Origin of the sequence: Sphaerisporangium dianthi (assembly GCF_042654065.1) — a bacterium.
GTDB classification, from domain to species: domain Bacteria; phylum Actinomycetota; class Actinomycetes; order Streptosporangiales; family Streptosporangiaceae; genus Sphaerisporangium; species Sphaerisporangium dianthi.
The window spans coordinates 33,406-51,874 of record NZ_JBHSFP010000039.1; the positions used below are offsets into that span (position 1 = coordinate 33,406).

An 18,469-nucleotide genomic window follows, 5' to 3' on the forward strand; every position below is an offset into this window, starting at 1 on the left:
GGTCACGCCCGGGCGAAGGCCAAAATTCCCCCCGAAACGGCCCCACAGCTCAAGATCTACTCGCTATCTTCATGGCTATCCCTTTACTGACGCATGGCACGCAAGATGCGTTCCACGACAGCCCAAGGAGTTTCCTTGAACACCCGAGTCAAGCGTCTCGCCCTCCCGCTCGGTGGCGCTCTCGCCGCCACCAGCATGATCGGCGCCACCCTGGTCACCTCCGCCAATGCCGCCACCGCGCCGCAGAAGAAGATGGTGTCCCTGGCTTCCGCGACCAGCGCTCAGAAGGTCGCCAACTACTGGAAGTCCAACGGTGGCGCGAACCTGAAGGCGGCCGCGCAGTTCACCGGCGACCAGCAGGTGTCGGGCAAGGTCAAGCTCGGTGGCGGCGACGCCGCTCCTGACGGCAAGGCCGGCTCCATCCTGCCGACCGGTCAGGAGAAGGTCACCCCGACCAAGGTGAAGAACGTCAACCTGCCGAAGACCATCGGCAAGGTCTTCTTCACGGTGGGCGACAAGGAGTACTGGTGCTCCGCGTCCTCCGTCCAGGGCAAGTACCGCAACCTGGTCGCCACCGCCGGACACTGCGTGTTCGACGAGGGTGTTCAGAACGGCGCGCTCGACAACTGGGTCTTCATCCCGGGCTACTACCAGGGCAAGACCCCCTGGGGCATCTACGTGGGTAAGGCCGCCTACACCCACTACGACTTCGCCGTCTACGAGGACTACGACAGCGACTACGCTTTCGTGACCGTCTACAACGGCATCTCCTACGCCGGCGAGAAGCAGGTCACCAAGAAGACCTTCGACGAGTGGGAAGGTTACAAGTACGGCAAGGACGTCGAGATCACGGAGAAGGAGTACAAGCAGCTCGTCGACGAGTTCGGCAAGGACGCTCCCGTCTTCGTCAAGGACTCCGCCTCCGAGAAGATCGTTCCCTGGACGACCCCGAACGCCGTCACGGCGACCAAGGAAGTCACCAAGGACGAGTACGACGCCGCCGCCAACGTTCCGGCCAACCAGAACTTCCACCAGGCGCCCGAGCTGACCGAGAAGAAGATCGTCAGCAAGGAAGAGTACGACGCCTACAACGGCAAGGGCTACAAGAAGATCGAGGACAGCGCGTACACCATCACGCGCTTCTTCCTCGTGTACAAGGTGGAGAAGACCTCGACGGTCAAGTACTACAAGACGGTCTACTTCATCGAGTACTACAAGGACGCGGGTCGCCTGGGCGACAACGTCGGCGGCCAGGGCTTCACCTGGAACCAGAAGGTCGGCCAGCCGGTCTACATCTTCGGCTACCCCGCGGCCCCGCACCCCGACGGTGACAAGCCGTTCACCGGTGTGACGCCGAAGTGGTGCTACGGCAAGACCTTCGCCGCCAAGGCCGCCGCCGCGTTCAAGGCCGAGGCTCAGATCGGTCTCAAGTGCTCCATGACCGCCGGCTCCTCCGGTGCGCCGTGGATCCTGAAGTACAGCAGCACGAAGCGTCTCGGCTACATCAACGGTGTCTCCAGCCTCATCGGCGACGCCGACACGAACGGCCGCATCGACTTCAGCACCTCGCCGTACTTCGACACCGAGACCTACTCGATCTACAAGTCGGCCGCCAACCTCTGGTCCGGCTCGATCGTGACCAAGGACGGCGCTGTCGTCCAGAAGGCCTGACGTTCTCAGAATTAGGAACGGCAGACCCGAGCTGTAAACCGCAGGGTCCGGCATTCGTGCCGGGCCCTGCGGCCTTTTGTGGGCCCATCTCCGTCGTTCCAGCTGTTCACGGTGGAGACGGCGGAGCACCGAGACGGCAGCGATGGCGTGATTTACGTCACATCACGCGAAACGTGTACTCCAGCCCCTCGCCTCGCGCACACGGCTTTGGACCGTTTCCACCTGTGCGAGCCCGGCCCGGCGGATCCGTCCCGGACGTCCCGCCGGACCCTCCGGACCAGCCAGATCGACGTTCTGTTGAGTCTTACGACTCGTTTCTCATGATCAGCCCGATAGGTTGCCTACTGTCCCTTTTGGGATCAGTGGGGCAGGAGTCATCTTCTGCGGCAGAACAAGGAGTCTCATTGAACACCCGAGTCAAGCGATTCGTGCTCCCTCTCGGCGGCGCCGCCGTCGCCGCCGGCATGATCGCGGCATCCCTCACCACCGGCGCGAGCGCCTCCGCGGCGGCCGAGCCGGCCGCGGACAGCATGGCCACCACCACCGCGGCCCTGGAGACGGTGAAGTTCTGGGCGGCCGACGGCGGCAAGGCCCTCAAGGCCGCCACCAAGTACACCGAGGACGCCTCGGTGAAGGGCAAGATCCGCCTCGGCGGCGGCGACGCCGCGCCCGACGGCAAGACCGGCGTCGTGCCGCCGATCGGCCAGGAGAAGGTCGTCCCGACCAAGGTGAAGAACGTCAACCTGCCGCGCACCATCGGCAAGGTGTTCTTCCGCCTGGACGGCCACTTCTACTGGTGCTCCGCTTCCTCCGTCCAGGGCAAGTACCGCAACCTGGTCGCCACCGCCGGGCACTGCGTGTACGACACCGACGCCAACCGCGACACCCTCGACCACTGGGTGTTCATCCCGGCGTTCTACCAGGGCAAGGCGCCGTTCGGCATCTACGTCGGCAAGTCGGCCTACACGCACTTCGACTTCGCCAACTACGAGGACTTCGACAGCGACTACGCCTTCGTCACCGTGTACAACGGTGTCGAGCCGTGGACCTGGAAGGACACCGGCCGCCTCGGCGACAACGTCGGCGGCCAGGGCTTCGCCTGGAACCAGAAGATCGGCCAGACCGTGTACGCGTTCGGCTACCCCGCCGGCCCGCACCCCGACGGCGACAAGCCCTTCACCGGTCTGACGCCGAAGTACTGCTACGGCAAGACCTCCGCGGCCGGGACCGTCTCCGGCTTCAAGGCCGAGGCGCAGATCGGGCTGAAGTGCTCCATGACCGCGGGCTCCTCCGGCGGCCCCTGGATCACGCAGTACAGCAGCACCAAGCGCGTCGGCTACATCAACGGCGTGACGAGCCTGGTCGGCGACTCCGACGCCAACGGCCGGTTCGACTTCGCCACCTCGCCGTACTTCGACAGCGAGACCTACTCGATCTACAGCGCGGCCGCGAACCTGGCCTCGGGCAAGATCGGCAAGTGAGCTCGCGTGACCTCCGCGTCCCTTGAGCGTGAGGTGACGTTCCGCACCCCCTGAGCAGGGTGCGACGAGGGCCCGGCTTCGGCCGGGCCTTTCGTTTTGTCAACCTCACCATTCAGTGAGGGTTTGCTTACTTAATATCCCATTACATGGTTTATGTCCGATTATCCACACTGCTCATACGGCCTAAGTAAAGAAATGACATAGGCTCAAGTTATCCCCTTTGGGACGCATGGGACATAAGTGATGTTCCTTGTCAGAACAAGAGGAGCTTTATGAGTATCCGAGCAAGACAGCTCATCCTCCCTCTCGGTGCCGCCATCACCGCCACCGGCATGATCGGCGCCGCTCTCACCTCGTCCGCCGGGGCCACGGCCAAGCCCCAGCCGACGAACGTCTCCCTCGCCTCCAGCAAGGCCAAGGCGAGCGAGACCGCGAAGTTCTGGAGCGCGAACGGCGGACGGCAGCTCAAGGCCGCCACCCGCTACTCCAACGACTCCTCCGTCAACGGAAAGGTCAAGTTCGGCGGGAGTGACGCCAAGCCCGACGGCAAGACCGGCGTCGTGCCGCCGATCGGCCAGGAGAAGGTCACCCCGACCAAGGTGAAGAACGTCAACCTGCCGCGCACCATCGGCAAGGTGTTCTTCCGCGTCGACGGCAGGCCCTACTGGTGCTCGGCGTCCTCGATCCAGTCGAAGTACCACAACCTCGTCGCGACCGCGGGGCACTGCGTGTACGACACCGACCGCAACCGCGACACCCTGGACCGCTGGGTGTTCGTCCCGGCGTTCTACCAGGGCAAGGCGCCCTACGGCATCTACGTCGGCAAGTCGGCCTACACGCACTTCGACTTCGCCAACTACGAGGACTACGACAGCGACTACGCCTTCGTCACGGTCTACAACGGCATCGACGCACGCACCTGGAAGGACCGCGGCCGCCTGGGCGACAACGTCGGCGGCCAGGGCTTCGCCTGGAACCAGAAGATCGGCCAGTCGGTCTACGCGTTCGGTTACCCCGCCGGCCGGCACCCTGACGGCGACAGGCCGTTCACCGGTGTCACGCCGAAGTGGTGCTACGGCACGACCAAGCCCGCGGGCGTCACGGCCGCCTACAAGGCCGAGGCGCAGATCGCGCTGAAGTGCTCCATGACCGCCGGTTCCGCGGGCGGCCCGTGGATCGCCAAGTACAGCAGCACCAAGCGGCTGGGCTACGTCAACGGCGTGACGAGCCTCATCGGCGACTCCGACGGCAACGGCCGTTATGACTTCAGCACCTCGCCGTACTTCGACAGCGAGACCTACGCCGTCTACCGCAAGGCCGCCAACCTCTGGTCCGGCCCCATCCGCTGAGCGCCTTCCCGCGCTGGGCGGACGGCAAGGGCGTGACCGCGCCGCTCACCGAGCGGCAGGGCACGCCCCGCGCCGAGCACGCGGCAGGGCGCCGTCATCGCCCGACCGGCCCGGCCCCAGGACTCCTGGGGCCGGGCCGGCCTCGTTCCCGGCCGCTACGCCGCCGGGGCCAGTTCTCTGCTGCGCCGCACCAGCGTGGCCACCTCGGGCTCCTTGCTCAAGGGCGCGAGCCGCCGTCGCAGGTCGGCGACATAGGACCTGGTGCGCACGGACGAAAGGCCGGCCGCGAGGTCGAGGGCGGAGCCGCCCACATGGCAGGCCTGCTCGACATCCCCGCAGATGGCGTGCGCCGAGGCCAGCAGGGACAGGTTGAACATGCGCCCCCGCACGAAGCGTCCGTCCATGTCGAGGGAGCGGCGCGCGTACCGCACGGCCTGCGCCCCGTCACCGAGGTCGCGGAAGCAGTGGGCGTACTTGGCCGCCAGATACGCCTCGTCGAAGTAGCGGATCCACTCGGGCTCCTCCTCGGGGCTGCGCCGGTCGAAGGCCAGGTCGGCCTCGTGCAGCGCGAGCGCGCACGCCGCGCCGTCGGAGAGACCCGCGTGGGCGTGGGCCTCCAGCACGTAGGCCTCGGCCAGCAGGGACGGGATCTCCGCCCGCCGGGCCGACACCTGGGCGGCCCTCGCGAGATCGAGGGCGTGCCTGGGACGGCCTATATATATGGCCTGGTGCGCCATGCCGGCGAGGATCTCGCCGCCGAAGCCGTGGTCGCCCGCGCCGCGCGCCAGGCTGAGCGCCTGGATGAGGTGGCGCTGGGCGAGCCCGTGCTGCTCCATGTCGTAGGCCATCCACCCGGCCAGCCGGGTCACCCCGGCCGCCGCCGACGCCAGCGCCCTGCCGGTGGCCTCGCCATAAATGCCGTCCTTGAGCAGCGGCGCGACGGCCGAATCGAGATATCTGACGACCGCCGGGCGCACCCGGCCGCCGCCGAAGCGGTTGTCCAGCTCGCCGAACGAGCGGGTGACCTCGCGGATCGCGGCGATGTCGTGGGCGCCGACCTTGCGTACGCCGGAGGCGTGGGGCTTGTCCTCGCCGGACAAGGTGAGCCATCGCAGGGCTCCCGACGAGCCCGCCCCGACGGCGAAGGCGGAGTCGAGGAGGAACCTGCGCCGCTGCAGGTCCGCCCTCCATAGTGCTGTCACGGTCTCGACACCCTCCTGCCACGTATGTGGGAATTCCTGGCCGAGGTCGAGGGGCGTGGCTCCCCCCGCCATACCGAGGTCCTCCGAGGTGTAGGGCCGACCGAGCCGCAGAGCGAAGATCTCGGCGAGGAGCGCCGGCACCGGGTCGCGCGGCTGCTGGCCGTCGATCCAGCGCGACACCGAGCTGTGGTCGTACCTCAGGCCGGTCAGGCCCCGCGCGGCTCCGAGGTCGTTGAGCCTGCGGGCCAGCCCCTTGTGGGAGAAGCCGGCCTCGGCGATGAGGTGCCGAAGAAGGAGGTTGTGCTCGCGTCGCATCGCTCTTTCCCCAAGGAGGATCACGGCGGATCGGTTGTCGGCGCTCCGCCGCGAGCCCTGCTGCGCGCGCTCTCGTGCGCGACTGCCACCCCGGCCGGTAACGGAGGGTTTTTGTTATAGCACGATGCGTGACTCGGTGTGGGAATTCCCAAGACTTGACCCTAGGAGCGATACCTCATGACGAAGCGGCGTCATTTCGGAGGGGATGTTCGACATGGCATGCCGGCGGAACGCGAAGGGCGCCGGGACGCCGTGCACGATGGCGTCCCGGCGCCCGGGAGCGCTGGAGTCCTCCGGCGCAGGAGCGCGGGAGCGTTCGGACGGACTTCTTCCTGGAGCGCGGCGGCGCGCTCGCGCGGGCTACGCGCGCGCGACGCCGTCGAGACGGGCCTGGTCGGCGACGGCGGCGACCACCGCGGGGGCGACGCGCCGGTCGAACGGGCTCGGGATGACGTAGTCCGCCGACAGGTCGTCCCCGACGACGGCCGCGAGCGCGTCGGCGGCGGCGACCTTCATGTTCTCGGTGATCGTGGAGGCGCGGACGTCCAGGGCGCCGCGGAAGACGCCGGGGAAGGCGAGCACGTTGTTGATCTGGTTCGGGAAGTCCGACCTGCCGGTGGCGACCACCCGCGCGTGCCGGCGCGCCACATCGGGGAGCACCTCGGGCGTCGGGTTGGAAAGGGCGAAGACGATGGAGTCGGCGGCCATGGTCGCCACGGCCCGCTCGGAGATCGTCGAGCCCGACAGGCCGATGAAGACGTCGGCGCCGGCCAGGGCCTCTTCGGTGGAGCCGGTGTGGCCGCCGCGGTTGGTGTCCCTGGCGAGGGCCTCCTTGTAGGGGTTCAGCCCTTCGCGGCCCTGGTAGATCATGCCCTTGGAGTCGGAGACGGCGATGTCGCCGATGCCGGCGTTCAGCAGGATGCGCGTGACGGCCACGCCCGATGCCCCGGCGCCGGCGACGACGGCGCGCAGGTCGGAGAGCGAGCGCCCGGTCAGGCGGGCGGCGTTGCGCAGCGCGGCCAGCACCACGATGGCGGTGCCGTGCTGGTCGTCGTGGAAGACCGGGATGTCGAGCAGCCCGCGCAGGCGGTTCTCGACCTCGAAGCAGCGGGGGGCGCTGATGTCCTCCAGGTTGACGCCGCCGAACGACGGCGCCAGCCGGACCACCGTCTCGACCAGGGCGTCCACGTCGGTGCAGTCGAGGCAGATCGGGACGGCGTCCACGTTGCCGAACTCTTTGAACAGCAGCGCCTTGCCTTCCATGACCGGCATGGCGGCGGCGGGGCCGATGTCGCCCAGGCCGAGGACGGCGGTGCCGTCGGAGACGACGGCGACGACGTTGGAGACCCAGGTGTACTCGGAGACGAGTTCGGGCTGGTCGGCGATGGCGGTGCAGACCCTGGCGACGCCCGGTGTGTAGGCGAGGGACAGGTCGTCGGCATCGCGGACCGGGACGGTGGAGCGGACCTCGAGCTTGCCGCCGCGGTGCATCGCGAACGCGGGATCGAGATCAAGGGCTTCAAGAGAAGTGGTGAACGGCGTGACTGCCACAGCGACCCCTGTGTCTAAGGACGGATTCCTTCTGTAGACGCCGCAGGCGAACGAAGGCCCAGGCTTCTGTAGCCGCCCGGCGGCCGTCGTCGTTGACGGTCGTCCTTGGAGGGGGTACGGGGGTCACCCGTTGCTTGATTGTGCCACATGTCGAGACGCCTGCCGATGGCCGCGGCGCCACGATTCCGTGCACCACATCCGCCGTTCAGACGCATCAATCCGGACATATCGCTATTTCTCCCCCTGTTTGAGACTCATACCCGGACGTTCCCGTCGTGATTCCCCCGGCCGTACCCGGCAGCTCGAAAACCCTTACCCGTACGGCTTTCCAGGCCACCCCACCTTGACGCGTGTAATACTCGGTAAGCCGAACCGTCTCTTACCGCTCCGGGGCCGACGTGGATCTGACCTCCTATGCCGAGCTGGCGGTGCTGCTGGTCAACAGCGAGGACGCCCTCGACTCCCTGGAAGGGGCGCGGCGCTTCCTCACCGAGGCCGGGCGAGGGCGGCAGGCGAGCCGCCTCACCCGCGCCGACCTCGAGGCACTGCGCGAACTGCGGCGTGAGCTCGCCGGGGTGTTCGCGGCGGCCGCGCGCCACGACGAGAACGGAGCCGTCGACCGGCTCAACACACTGCTCGTCAGGCACTCCGTGCGCCCGCAGATCTCCCGCCACGACGGGCAGCGCTGGCACCTGCACCTCACCGAGGGCGGGCGGCTGTCCGACGAGTACGCCGCCGGGGCGGTCATGGGGCTCACCACCCTGGTCACCGATCTCGGCGTCGACCGTCTCGGCGTCTGCCAGGCGGCGCCGTGCCGCCGGGCCTACCTCGACACCTCCTCCAACCGGTCACGCCGCTACTGCTCGGAACGCTGCGCCACCCGCGCCAACGTGGCGGCCTACCGCGCGCGCCGCCGCCACCTGAGCGGCCACGGCGCCTGACCCGGCAGGGCCTCTCTCCCCCACCACCCTTGCCACGAGCCTCACGCCGTCAGGCGCGTCACCGCGGGCGCGGGCCGCCCCGCAGCGGCCAGTAGCGCAGCACGACCCGGCCGACCAGCAGCGCGGGCGCGACCGCGCCGAAGTCCCAGCTGTCCTTGCGACCGGGCGCCCGCTGGTTCTCGCTCTCCAGCCACCAGCCGTCGCCGTCCCGCCACGCCGCCCGCTTGACGATCATCCGCGCGGGCTCCGCGGGCAGCCGGGCGACGACCAGGTCGCCGGGCCTGATCCGCGCGTCACGCCGTACGACGAGCCAGTCGCCCGGCCGCAGGACGGGCAGCATCGACTCCCCTTCGACGCGGACCCTCATGAACCACATCCCCCTCAGCTTCCGCGAATCAAGGCGAGTAAGTTGGGAACCCGATAGTGCTGTCTGTTATCAGCATCAAGGAAGGAAACCGATGCTCGCACGACTGCTGCGGCCGGGCCATGTCGCCTCCGCGCACTGCGACCTCCCCTGCGGGATCTACGACCCCGCGCAGGCTCGCATCGAGGCGGAGTCCGTCAGGGCGATCATGCAGAAGTACGCCGACAACGACGATCCCGTGTTCCGGGCCCGCGCTCTGTCGATCAAGGAGGAGCGCGCCGAGCTGGTCAAGCACCACCTGTGGGTGCTGTGGACCGACTACTTCAAGCCCCCGCACCTCGAGCAGTACCCCCAGCTCCACCAGCTGTTCTGGGAGGCGACCAAGCTCGCCGGCGCCGCCGGCGCCAAGGGCACGGTCGACGTGGGCAAGGCCGAGGACCTTCTCGGGAAGATCGACGATATCTCGAAGATCTTCTGGGAGACCAAGGCCGCCTGAGCCTTGCGCAACCCGTTCTCTGGCCTCGCGCGGCGGTTTCCGCGTGAGGCCAGAGGTCTTTCGCGCCCTTGTGAAAACGCCAGGGCACCGGTATGTCAAGGAATGGGCAGCGGGACGTCAGGCAGACCTGCCGCAATTCCCCAAGATCACGACTATCGGCGCGTCCCAGTCCTGCACCATGGGGCACGGGGCGGTAAGTTGCTAATCAGCAGCTCTGTGCGAGGAGGAACGTGACCGACGAGACAGCGACGCGCGCGGACGACATCCCCGGTGGCATCTCGGGGATCCGTGACGCTGTGAGCGTGCGCCTGCCCGCCGCCAGCGCATATCTGTCCGTGCTCCGCACGGCGACCGCCGGGCTGGCGGCACGGCTCGACTTCACGCTGGACGAGATCGAAGATCTTCGCATCGCGGTCGACGAGGCCTGCGCCATGCTGCTCGGCCACGCGGTGCCCGGCACCGACCTGATCGCCGAGTTCGAGCTGACCGGTCAAGAGATGATCGTCCGAGTCGAGGTGAGCACGGTCGGCCAGGCCGAGCCCAAGCGCGACGACTTCGCGTGGATGGTGCTCACCGCGCTCGCCGACGACGTCGACGCCGTGACCGACACCCCCGATCGCATGGCGATCGTGCTCCACAAGCGCCGAGGGTCTGCGAGGCTGTCGTGACCGAGAGGACCCGGGCCGTGGCCGGCAGTGACAGCACCGTCCCCGACAGGGTGCGGGCACGCGGGCTGTTCGGCGAACTGGCCGAGTTGGCCCCCGACGACCCACGCCGCCAGCGCATCCGCGACGAGCTCGTCGAGCTCCACCTTCCTCTGGTCGAATACCTCGCCCGGCGCTTCCGCAACCGGGGCGAATGGCTGGACGACCTGACCCAGGTCGCCACCATCGGCCTGATCAAGTCGATCGACCGGTTCGACCTCGAGCGTGGCGTCGAGTTCTCCACCTACGCCACGCCGACCATCGTCGGCGAGATCAAGCGGCATTTCCGCGACAAGGGCTGGGCGGTGCGGGTGCCGCGCCGCCTGCAAGAGCTCAAGCTCTCGCTGACGAAGGCCATAAGCGAGCTGTCCCAGCGCCAGGGCCGGGCCCCGACCGTGGCCGAGCTGGCGGCCCATCTGCAGATGTCCGAGGAAGAGGTGCTCGAGGGCCTCGAGTCGGCCAACGCCTACTCGACGGTCTCCTTGGACGCCCCCGACTCCGGCGACGACGACGCGCCCGCCGTGTCCGACTCGCTCGGCATCGTCGACGAGTCCCTCGAGGGCGTGGAGTACCGCGAGTCGCTGAAGCCGCTGCTCGAACGCCTGCCGCCTCGCGAGAAGCGCATCCTGCTGCTGCGGTTCTTCGGCAACATGACGCAGTCGCAGATCGCCACCGAGCTGGGCATCTCGCAGATGCACGTCTCGCGCCTGCTCGCCCGCACCCTGGCGCAGCTCCGCGAGGGCCTCACCGCCGAAGACTGAGCAGGCCGCAAGACCCGGCGGCGAACACCGCACCGACCCGAGGACCCGGGCCGGCGAGCACGGCGAGCGCCGTCCGCCGGTCCGGTCACTCTTCGATCATGGCGCGTGTCGTGGCGGGCGCCAGCAGCGCGACGAGCCCGGCCAGCGCGGCCAGGCCGAGGAGCACGCCGATGACCACCTGGTCCGACTGGATCAGCGAGACGGCGACCGGCAGGGCGAAGATCTGCGTGACCACGCCCGGCGCCCGGCTCCACCGGGCCGCCTTAAGCGCGCCCCTGGCCACCCACAGCAGCGCGGCCCCGGCGAGGACGCCGAAGGCCGCGACGATGATCGAACTGCTGACGTCGGCGGGGGTACCGATGATCGTCTCGACTCCGACGTAGCCGCCGAGCACGACGGCGGTGGCGCCCTCGACCGCGAGGATGCTGGCGGCGACGGTCAGCGTCACCGGACGGTTCGACATATCCGGTCACCCTACTTGACCCAGGTCGCGGGTCCTCGACCGGTGGATACGCTGGGCGGCATGCGCGCACTCCTCCTCATCAACCCCGCGGCGACGTCGACCAACCGGCGCACGAGGGACGTCCTCATCCGCGCCCTCGGCGCCGCCGTCGACCTGTCGGTGGAGGAGACCGGCCATCGCGGGCACGCCACCGTGCTCGCGGCCACCGCCCGCGAGAAGGGGTTCGACGTCGTCGCCGTCCTGGGCGGCGACGGCACCGTCAACGAGGTGGTCAACGGCATGGTGGACGGCGACCGTCCAGGACCGGCGCTGATCGTGCTCCCCGGCGGCAGCGCCAACGTCTTCGCCCGGTCGCTCGGGCTGCCCAACGATCCGGTGGAGGCGACCGGCGCGGTGCTGGAGGCCATCCGCGAGGGCCGCCGCCGCACGGTCAACCTCGGCCAGGCGATCTGGGAGGACGGCGTGATGGGCGACGAGCCGTCCGGTGAGGAGCCCGCGCCCGCCGGACGGCAGGGACGCGACCGCCGGTACTTCACCTTCTGCGCGGGTCTCGGGTACGACGCCGAGGTCGTGCGCGCGGTCGAGGGCCTGCGGGGCGCCGGGTACAAGGCGTCCCCGAGCCGCTATGTCAACACGACGTTGCGGCACTACCTCATCACCGACCGCCGCCATCCCGCGCTGCGGCTCGAACGCCCGCACCAGCCGGACATAGACGGCATCTTCCTGGCGATCATCTCCAACACCGCCCCGTGGACCTACGTCGGCAGCCGCCCGATCAACCCCACGCCCTGGGCCGGGTTCGACACCGGTCTGGACATGCTCGGGCTGCGCAAGATGGGCATCATCACCATGTACGGGCTGACCCGGCAGATCATCGGCGAACGGCTCGGCCTGCCCCGCGGCCGCGGTCTGGTCCAGTTGCACGACGAGGAGGAGTTCACGCTGGTCGCCCGGCGCCCCACGGCCTTCCAGCTCGACGGCGACTATCTGGGCGAGCGTGAGCGAGTGACCTTTCGATCCATCCCAGCTGCGTTACAAATTTTGGTCTAATCGGTACAAGCCCGTCACAGTGTGATGCATCCGACATCCATAACCGGCAAAACGTTCTCCCAAACCTCTTGCGTGACCTGGGCACGACTGAAAAGCTCGTCGTGACGTCGGAACGTAGGACCTTTGAGAGTCGACCACGCCCTCGGAGGTCTGCGTCCACGACGGAACTTCCCGGTCCCCACCCTCAGGTCCGGGCAAACGTTCGCCCTGGTTAGTGAAATTGTTCACAAACATCCGTCAGTCTCCGGACGGAGCCGCGAGCTCCACCTACGAAGGAGTGGAACGCATGGACTGGCGCCACCGCGCTGCCTGCCGTGACGTGGACCCCGAGCTGTTCTTCCCGATCGGCAACACCGGCCCGGCACTCATGCAGATCGAAGAGGCCAAGCAGGTCTGCCGAAGCTGCCCGGTCAGCGACCCGTGCCTGAAGTGGGCCATCGAGTCCGGCCAGGACGCCGGCGTGTGGGGCGGCCTCAGCGAGGACGAGCGTCGTGCGCTCAAGCGCCGCACCGCTCGCGCCCGCGCCCGTGCGGGCGTCTGAACCGCCACGCACCTCCTGACCCACGCCCCGCCACTCGCATCCCCCATCCGCACTTCCGGTCCGCCCCAGCGTCGCGGCGGACGGAACCAGGACACGCCGGCGTCGTCACGCACGATCGCGGCGTACGGAACCAGGAACGCCCGGCATCGCCACGCGCGATGGCCGGGCGTAGCAGTCTAACGGGACCTGTCCCGCCGAGCCGCCGCCCCGCACACCGGCGGCGCCGGGGACGGCCCGAGCCGCCGGCCGCTACGCCGGCAGCACCGGGATGGTCACCGAGACCTCGGTGCCCCCGTCCTTGCCGGGCCTGACGGCCAGCCGGCCCGACAGCTCGCCGACGACCAGCGTGCGGACGATCTGCAGCCCCAGACTGGTCGACGCCTCCAGCTCGAACCCCTCGGGAAGTCCCTGGCCGTCGTCGGCCACGACCACGTCCAGCCGCTCCTCGGTGCGTGACACGATCACCTTGACGGTGCCGCTGCCGTACGCGAAGCCGTGCTGGACGGCGTTCTGCAGCAGCTCGGTCAGCACCATGGCCACCGGGGTGGCGATCATCGCCGGCAGCACGCCGAAGCACCCCACCCGGCGGACGACCACGTTGGCCGCCGACACCTCGCCCGTCATCACGATGACGCGGTCGGCGATGTCGTCGAAGTCGACGATCTCCTCGGGCGTGTGGGACAGCGTCTCGTGCACGATCGCGATGGACCCGACCCGCCGCACGGCCTCCTCGAGCGCCTCGCGGCCCTCGGGCACGCGCAGCCGGCGCGCCTGGAGCCGCAGCAGCGCGGCCACCGTCTGCAGGTTGTTCTTCACCCGGTGGTGGATCTCGCGGATGGTCGCGTCCTTGGTGAGCAGCTCGCGCTCGCGGCGGCGCAGCTCGGTCACGTCCCTGACCAGCACCAGGGCGCCGATGCGCCCGCCGCCCACGATCAGCGGGATCGCGCGCAGCTGCACCACGATGGCCCCCGCCTCCACCTCGGTCTCGCGGGGCGTGCGCCCGCTGGCCACCAGCATCAGGTCTTCGTTGATGGGCTCGCCCGAGTAGCACAGCGTGGCGGTCGTCTTGCCGAGCTCGGTGCCCACCAGGTCGGCGTGGAGCCCGAGCCGCCGGTAGGCCGACAGCGCGTTGGGGGAGGCATAGGTGACCCGCCCGGCCCGGTCGAGCCGCAGCAGGCCGTCCCCGACCCTCGGGGAGCGCACCAGGATGGGGCCCTCGTCGGGGAAGGGGAAACGGCCCTCGGCGACCATCTGCGCCAGGTCGGACGCGCTCTGCAGGTAGGTGAGCTCCAGCCGCGAGGGGGTGCGCGCCGACGACAGGTTGGTGGACCGCTGGATGACCGCCACGAAGTGGTCGTCGCGCCGCACCGGGATGGTCTCCTCGCGGACGGGCACGCCGCTGGACCAGTCGGGGTCGCCCTCGCGGCAGATGCGGTGCTCGCGCCACGCGGTGTCGATCAGCGGGCGCTCGCCGGCCGCCACGATCGAGCCGACCACGTCGTCGTGGTAGACGGTCGGACCGGTCGTCGGGCGCATCTGGGCCACGGCGACCCATGCGGACTCGTCGCGCAGCGGGATCCACAGGATGAGGTCGGCGAAGGACAGATCCGCCAGCAGCTGCCAGTCGGAGACCAGCGAGTGCATCCACTCGAGATCGGCGGGATCGCAGGTGGTGTGACGGGCCACCAGTTCGCTCAGAGTCGGCACCTGTGCATCATGCGTGCTAACCCCGCCTCAAAGCGAATCGCGGGTCACCGCACTGGGAAGATTCCCTTAATGGAGCACACAGCAGTGCCCGCTCACCCCGTGGAGCACCCGATGGACATGGTCGCAGGCATGGCCGGCGGCGAGGGTCGCCCAGGCGAGGCGACGCCGCCCGACCCCCTCGCCCGGCTGCGCGCCGCCACCGCGGCCCGCCGGGCCGCGGGGCTCGGGCGCGTGCTGCGCCCGCGCACGCCCGACCACGACGGCCTGATCGACCTGGCCTCCAACGACTACCTGGGGCTCGCCCGCGACGAACGGCTGGCCGAGGCCGCCGTGCGCGCGGCCCGCGAGTGGGGCACGGGCTCCACCGGGTCCCGGCTGGTCACCGGCACGACGACCCTGCACGCCGATCTGGAGGACCGGCTGCGGGCCTTCACCGGCGCCGCGCGCGCACTGGTGTTCTCCTCCGGGTACCTGGCCAACCTCGCCGCGGTCGCGACGCTCGGCGCCGGCGGGCTGGTGGTGAGCGACGCCGGCAACCACGCCTCGATCATCGACGGGTGCCGCCTGTCCCGGGCGCGCGTCGCCGTCACCCCGCACAGGGACGTCGACGCGGTGGAGAAGGCCCTCGCCGACCGCTCCGAGGAGCACGCCCTGGTCGTCACCGACGCCGTCTTCTCCGTCGATGGCGACCTCGCCCCTCTGCGTGAGCTGCACGAGGCGGCCGTCCGGCACGGCGCGCTGCTGCTCGTGGACGAGGCCCACTCACTCGGGGTGACCGGCGAGCGGGGGCAGGGAGCGGTGCACGCGGCCGGGCTCGCAGGTTACCCGTCGGTTGTGATAACCGTCACACTGTCCAAGGCGCTCGGCGCACAGGGCGGGGCCGTGCTGGGGGCGCCCGAGGTGGTGGAGACCCTGGTCGACACGGGTCGCCCGTTCATCTTCGACACCGGCCTCGCCCCTTCCTCGGCGGCGGCGGCGCTCGCCGCGCTTGATATCGTGAACGCCCATCCTGACCTGCCAGGACAGGCGCGTCGGCACGCGGCGGCACTCGCCCGCGCGTGCGCCGATCGCGGTCTCGCGGCCACCGATCCCGCCGCGGCCGTCGTGCCGGTCGTGCTCGGCCCTCCGGAGGCCGCGCTGCGCGCCGCCGCGGTCTTCGCGGAGCACGGAGTGCGCGCCGGGTGCTTCCGTCCGCCGTCGGTGCCGCAGGGCCGCTCTTGTCTGAGATTGACCGCCCGGGCCAATCTTGGTCCGGATGATCTCGCGGTGATCGGACGCGCGCTCACCGCGGTGGCCGAGATGAAGGTGAACGTGTGACGGAAGACTCCCCCCGAATTCCCAAGTACTACGACGTCAAGCGGAACTTGCTCGAACTCACCAAGTCTCTGCCGGCCGGTGCGGCCCTGCCGCCCGAACGTGCCCTCGCCGTGCGCTTCGAGACCTCCCGCACCACCGTGCGGCAGGCGCTCACCGAGCTGGTCGTCGAAGGACGGCTGCTGCGCATCCAGGGAAAGGGCACCTTCGTCGCCAAGCCGAAGGTCGCCCAGGTTCTGCAGCTGACCTCCTACACCGGAGACCTGCGGGCGGTGGGCCTGGAGCCGGACACCAAGATCCTCGAGATCAACTACATCACGGCCGACGAGACCCTGGCCCGCCGCCTCGGCATCAACCCCGGCGGGCGCGTGCTGCGCATCCACCGGCTCCGCCTGGCCAACGGCGAGCCGATGTCGATCGACACCACCCACCTGTCCGCGCGGCGCTTCTCACGGCTGCGACGCGAGCTCGAGATGCACTCCTCGCTGTACGAGACCCTGCACAACGCCTACAACGTCCAGCTCACCGACGCTGAAGAGACCATAGAGACCGTGCTGGCCACCCCGTACGACGCACAGGTGCTCGGCGTGGACGTGGGCCTGCCGATGCTGCTGCTCACCCGGCACGCCTTCGACGCCGAGGGCCACCCTGTCGAGTGGGCGCAGTCGCTGTACCGGGGCGACCGCTACAAGTTCGTCACGCGACTGCACAGGCCGCCCGCGCCAGGGTTCTAAGGTTGGGCCGGTGAGCATCCTCGTGGTCACCGGCACCGACACCGGAGTGGGCAAGACCGTGGTGACCGCCGCCGTCACCGCCCTGGCGCTGGGACGCCAGGCGTCCGTCGCCGTGGTGAAACCCGCGCAGACAGGCGTGGCGACCGGCGAGGCGGGAGACCTGGACGAGGTCATCCGGCTGACCGGGGCGACCACGACCTTCGAGTTCGCCCGCTTCCCGCACCCGCTGTCCCCCGCCGCCGCGGCACGCGTCTCCGGCATGCCCCCCGTCTCGCTCGCCACCGTCGCCGAACGCGTCGCCGAGCTGGCGGGCACCCATCGCCTGGTCGTCGTCGAGGGCGCGGGAGGGCTGCTGGTGCGCTTCGACGAGGACGGCGCCACGATCGCCGACCTCGCCCGTCTCGTGCACGCTCCCGTGCTGCTGGTGGCCAGGGCCGGTCTCGGCACGCTGAACCACACCGCGCTCACCCTGGAGGCGCTCGCGGGGCGCGGGCTCGACCTGGCGGGCGTGGTGATCGGGTCCTGGCCCCGCGACCCCGGGCTCGCCGAGCGCGGCAACGTCACCGACCTCGAGACCCTGGCCGCCCGGCCGCTCGCCGGCGCGCTGCCCGAGGGCGCCGGCGCGCTCGGCCGCGCGGCCTTCGCCCGGGTTGCCCACGATGGGCTCGGTCCCCTCCTTGGTGGGGGGTTCGACCCTTCCAGGTTCCGGGAAACCCTTAGTCTGTGACGCAACCGACGAGGGAGCAGCGAAGCCGATGAGCAAGGACATCCTCGACATCGCCCGGGTCCAGGTGCTCGAACAGGGCAGGGGGCTGTCCGCCGGGCAGGCCCTGAGCTGCCTGGAACTGCCGGACGACCGCCTGCCCGAGCTGCTGGCGCTCGCGCACGAGGTCCGCATGGCCTGGTGCGGGCCTGAGGTCGAGGTCGAGGGCATCATCTCCCTCAAGACCGGCGGCTGCCCCGAAGACTGCCACTTCTGCTCCCAGTCCGGCCAGTTCACCTCCCCCGTCCGGTCGGTGTGGCTGGACATCCCCTCGCTGGTCGAGGCGGCCGTCGAGACGGCGGCGACCGGCGCCAGCGAGTTCTGCATCGTGGCCGCCGTACGCGGGCCCGATCAGCGGCTCATGAGCCAGGTCCGGGAAGGCGTCAAGGCGATCCGCGAGGCCGTCGAGATCAACGTCGCCTGCTCGCTCGGCATGCTCACACAGGAGCAGGTCGACGAGCTGGCCGAGATGGGCGTGCACCGCTACAACCACAACCTCGAGACCGCCCGCTCCCACTTCGGCAGCGTGGTGACCACCCACACCTGGGAAGAGCGGTGGCAGACCTGCGAGATGGTCCGCGAGGCCGGCATGGAGCTGTGCTGCGGCGGCATCATCGGCATGGGCGAGAGCAAAGAGCAGCGCGCCGAGTTCGCCGGCCAACTCGGCGAGCTGCGGCCGGACGAGGTGCCGCTGAACTTCCTCAACCCGCGCCCCGGCACGCCGTTCGCCTCCTACCCCCTGGTCGAGGGCCGCGAGGCGCTGAAGACCATCGCGACGTTCCGCCTGGCCCTGCCGCACACCATCCTGCGCTACGCGGGCGGGCGCGAGCTGACGCTCGGCGACCTCGGCACCCGCGACGGCATGCTCGGCGGCGTCAACGCCATCATCGTCGGCAACTACCTCACGACGCTGGGCCGCTCGCCCGAGCAAGACCTGGAGCTCCTGGTCGACCTGAAGATGCCGATCAAGGCGTTGTCGAAGGCTCTGTGACCTCCCGCCGCTCCCGATGATCAGCGGAGATGGGGCTTCGAGGATTGACGGGGGCGAGAACAGGTAGGTTC

General features: G+C 69.5%; 18 protein-coding genes. 13 read left to right on the forward strand and 5 right to left on the reverse strand.

The features are described from left to right. Window positions 1-135: 135 nt before the first annotated feature. From ACFO60_RS35395 to ACFO60_RS35405, 3 genes are all read left to right on the forward strand, one after another. On the forward strand, window positions 136-1,671 hold the full coding sequence (locus tag ACFO60_RS35395; RefSeq protein WP_380849864.1) for a trypsin-like serine peptidase: 1,536 nt from the start codon (window positions 136-138) through the stop codon (window positions 1,669-1,671). Between the two features lie 404 nt (window positions 1,672-2,075). Next, on the forward strand, window positions 2,076-3,152 hold the full coding sequence (locus ACFO60_RS35400) for a trypsin-like serine peptidase (protein ID WP_380849867.1): 1,077 nt from the start codon (window positions 2,076-2,078) through the stop codon (window positions 3,150-3,152). A 272-nt stretch (window positions 3,153-3,424) separates the two neighbouring features. Next, on the forward strand, window positions 3,425-4,501 hold the full coding sequence (locus tag ACFO60_RS35405; RefSeq protein WP_380849870.1) for a trypsin-like serine peptidase: 1,077 nt from the start codon (window positions 3,425-3,427) through the stop codon (window positions 4,499-4,501). Between the two features lie 155 nt (window positions 4,502-4,656). On the opposite strand, the gene ACFO60_RS35410 is transcribed toward ACFO60_RS35405, so the two are convergent. Both ACFO60_RS35410 and ACFO60_RS35415 read right to left on the reverse strand, forming a co-directional pair. Then, window positions 4,657-6,018 (reverse strand): hypothetical protein, encoded by a 1,362-nt coding sequence (locus ACFO60_RS35410; RefSeq protein ID WP_380849873.1) that lies wholly within the window; start codon window positions 6,016-6,018, stop codon window positions 4,657-4,659. A 360-nt stretch (window positions 6,019-6,378) separates the two neighbouring features. Further along, the gene (locus ACFO60_RS35415; protein ID WP_380849993.1) at window positions 6,379-7,509 is read right to left on the reverse strand and encodes an NAD(P)-dependent malic enzyme; all 1,131 of its coding nucleotides are present in this window, start codon (window positions 7,507-7,509) and stop codon (window positions 6,379-6,381) included. 458 nt (window positions 7,510-7,967) lie between these two features. Here ACFO60_RS35415 and ACFO60_RS35420 point away from each other — a divergent pair, with 458 nt between their 5' ends. Further along, window positions 7,968-8,510 (forward strand): CGNR zinc finger domain-containing protein, encoded by a 543-nt coding sequence (locus ACFO60_RS35420; protein WP_380849876.1) that lies wholly within the window; start codon window positions 7,968-7,970, stop codon window positions 8,508-8,510. A 58-nt stretch (window positions 8,511-8,568) separates the two neighbouring features. Here ACFO60_RS35420 and ACFO60_RS35425 read toward each other — a convergent pair whose 3' ends face one another. Continuing rightward, complete coding sequence (locus ACFO60_RS35425; RefSeq protein ID WP_380849879.1) at window positions 8,569-8,886, reverse strand: S24 family peptidase; 318 nt, start codon at window positions 8,884-8,886, stop codon at window positions 8,569-8,571. Between the two features lie 82 nt (window positions 8,887-8,968). Here ACFO60_RS35425 and sodN point away from each other — a divergent pair, with 82 nt between their 5' ends. The 3 genes from sodN to ACFO60_RS35440 all read left to right on the forward strand — a co-directional run bounded on the left by sodN (window position 8,969) and on the right by ACFO60_RS35440 (window position 10,835). Then, a complete protein-coding gene (gene sodN, locus ACFO60_RS35430; RefSeq protein WP_380849882.1) occupies window positions 8,969-9,370 on the forward strand; it encodes a superoxide dismutase, Ni in 402 nt (133 codons plus the stop codon). A gap of 230 nt (window positions 9,371-9,600) precedes the next feature. Next, the gene (locus ACFO60_RS35435) at window positions 9,601-10,038 is read left to right on the forward strand and encodes an anti-sigma factor (protein ID WP_380849885.1); all 438 of its coding nucleotides are present in this window, start codon (window positions 9,601-9,603) and stop codon (window positions 10,036-10,038) included. Further along, on the forward strand, window positions 10,035-10,835 hold the full coding sequence (locus tag ACFO60_RS35440; protein ID WP_380849888.1) for an RNA polymerase sigma factor SigF: 801 nt from the start codon (window positions 10,035-10,037) through the stop codon (window positions 10,833-10,835). Before ACFO60_RS35435 ends, ACFO60_RS35440 begins: the two co-directional genes overlap by 4 nt. A gap of 85 nt (window positions 10,836-10,920) precedes the next feature. On the opposite strand, the gene ACFO60_RS35445 is transcribed toward ACFO60_RS35440, so the two are convergent. Continuing rightward, window positions 10,921-11,298 (reverse strand): hypothetical protein, encoded by a 378-nt coding sequence (locus ACFO60_RS35445; RefSeq protein ID WP_380849891.1) that lies wholly within the window; start codon window positions 11,296-11,298, stop codon window positions 10,921-10,923. 60 nt (window positions 11,299-11,358) lie between these two features. Here ACFO60_RS35445 and ACFO60_RS35450 point away from each other — a divergent pair, with 60 nt between their 5' ends. Both ACFO60_RS35450 and ACFO60_RS35455 read left to right on the forward strand, forming a co-directional pair. Continuing rightward, a complete protein-coding gene (locus ACFO60_RS35450) occupies window positions 11,359-12,348 on the forward strand; it encodes a diacylglycerol/lipid kinase family protein (RefSeq protein WP_380849894.1) in 990 nt (329 codons plus the stop codon). A gap of 286 nt (window positions 12,349-12,634) precedes the next feature. Beyond that, window positions 12,635-12,889, forward strand: coding sequence for a WhiB family transcriptional regulator (locus ACFO60_RS35455; protein ID WP_380849897.1), 255 nt, complete (start codon window positions 12,635-12,637; stop codon window positions 12,887-12,889). Between the two features lie 249 nt (window positions 12,890-13,138). Here the strand turns inward: ACFO60_RS35455 and ACFO60_RS35460 are convergent, their stop codons facing one another. Next, window positions 13,139-14,596 carry a sensor histidine kinase gene (locus ACFO60_RS35460; RefSeq protein WP_380849900.1) on the reverse strand — a complete coding sequence of 486 codons (1,458 nt, stop codon included), beginning with the start codon at window positions 14,594-14,596 and terminating at the stop codon, window positions 13,139-13,141. A 111-nt stretch (window positions 14,597-14,707) separates the two neighbouring features. Between ACFO60_RS35460 and ACFO60_RS35465 the strand changes: the two genes are divergently transcribed. The 4 genes from ACFO60_RS35465 to bioB are packed head-to-tail and all read left to right on the forward strand — an operon-like array spanning window position 14,708 to window position 18,398. Then, a complete protein-coding gene (locus ACFO60_RS35465) occupies window positions 14,708-15,913 on the forward strand; it encodes an 8-amino-7-oxononanoate synthase (protein ID WP_380849903.1) in 1,206 nt (401 codons plus the stop codon). Continuing rightward, window positions 15,910-16,644, forward strand: coding sequence for a GntR family transcriptional regulator (locus ACFO60_RS35470; protein WP_380849906.1), 735 nt, complete (start codon window positions 15,910-15,912; stop codon window positions 16,642-16,644). Before ACFO60_RS35465 ends, ACFO60_RS35470 begins: the two co-directional genes overlap by 4 nt. Window positions 16,645-16,654: 10 nt before the next feature. Continuing rightward, on the forward strand, window positions 16,655-17,371 hold the full coding sequence (bioD, locus tag ACFO60_RS35475; protein ID WP_380849909.1) for a dethiobiotin synthase: 717 nt from the start codon (window positions 16,655-16,657) through the stop codon (window positions 17,369-17,371). A 28-nt stretch (window positions 17,372-17,399) separates the two neighbouring features. Further along, on the forward strand, window positions 17,400-18,398 hold the full coding sequence (gene bioB, locus ACFO60_RS35480) for a biotin synthase BioB (protein WP_380849912.1): 999 nt from the start codon (window positions 17,400-17,402) through the stop codon (window positions 18,396-18,398). Window positions 18,399-18,469 lie beyond the last annotated feature (71 nt).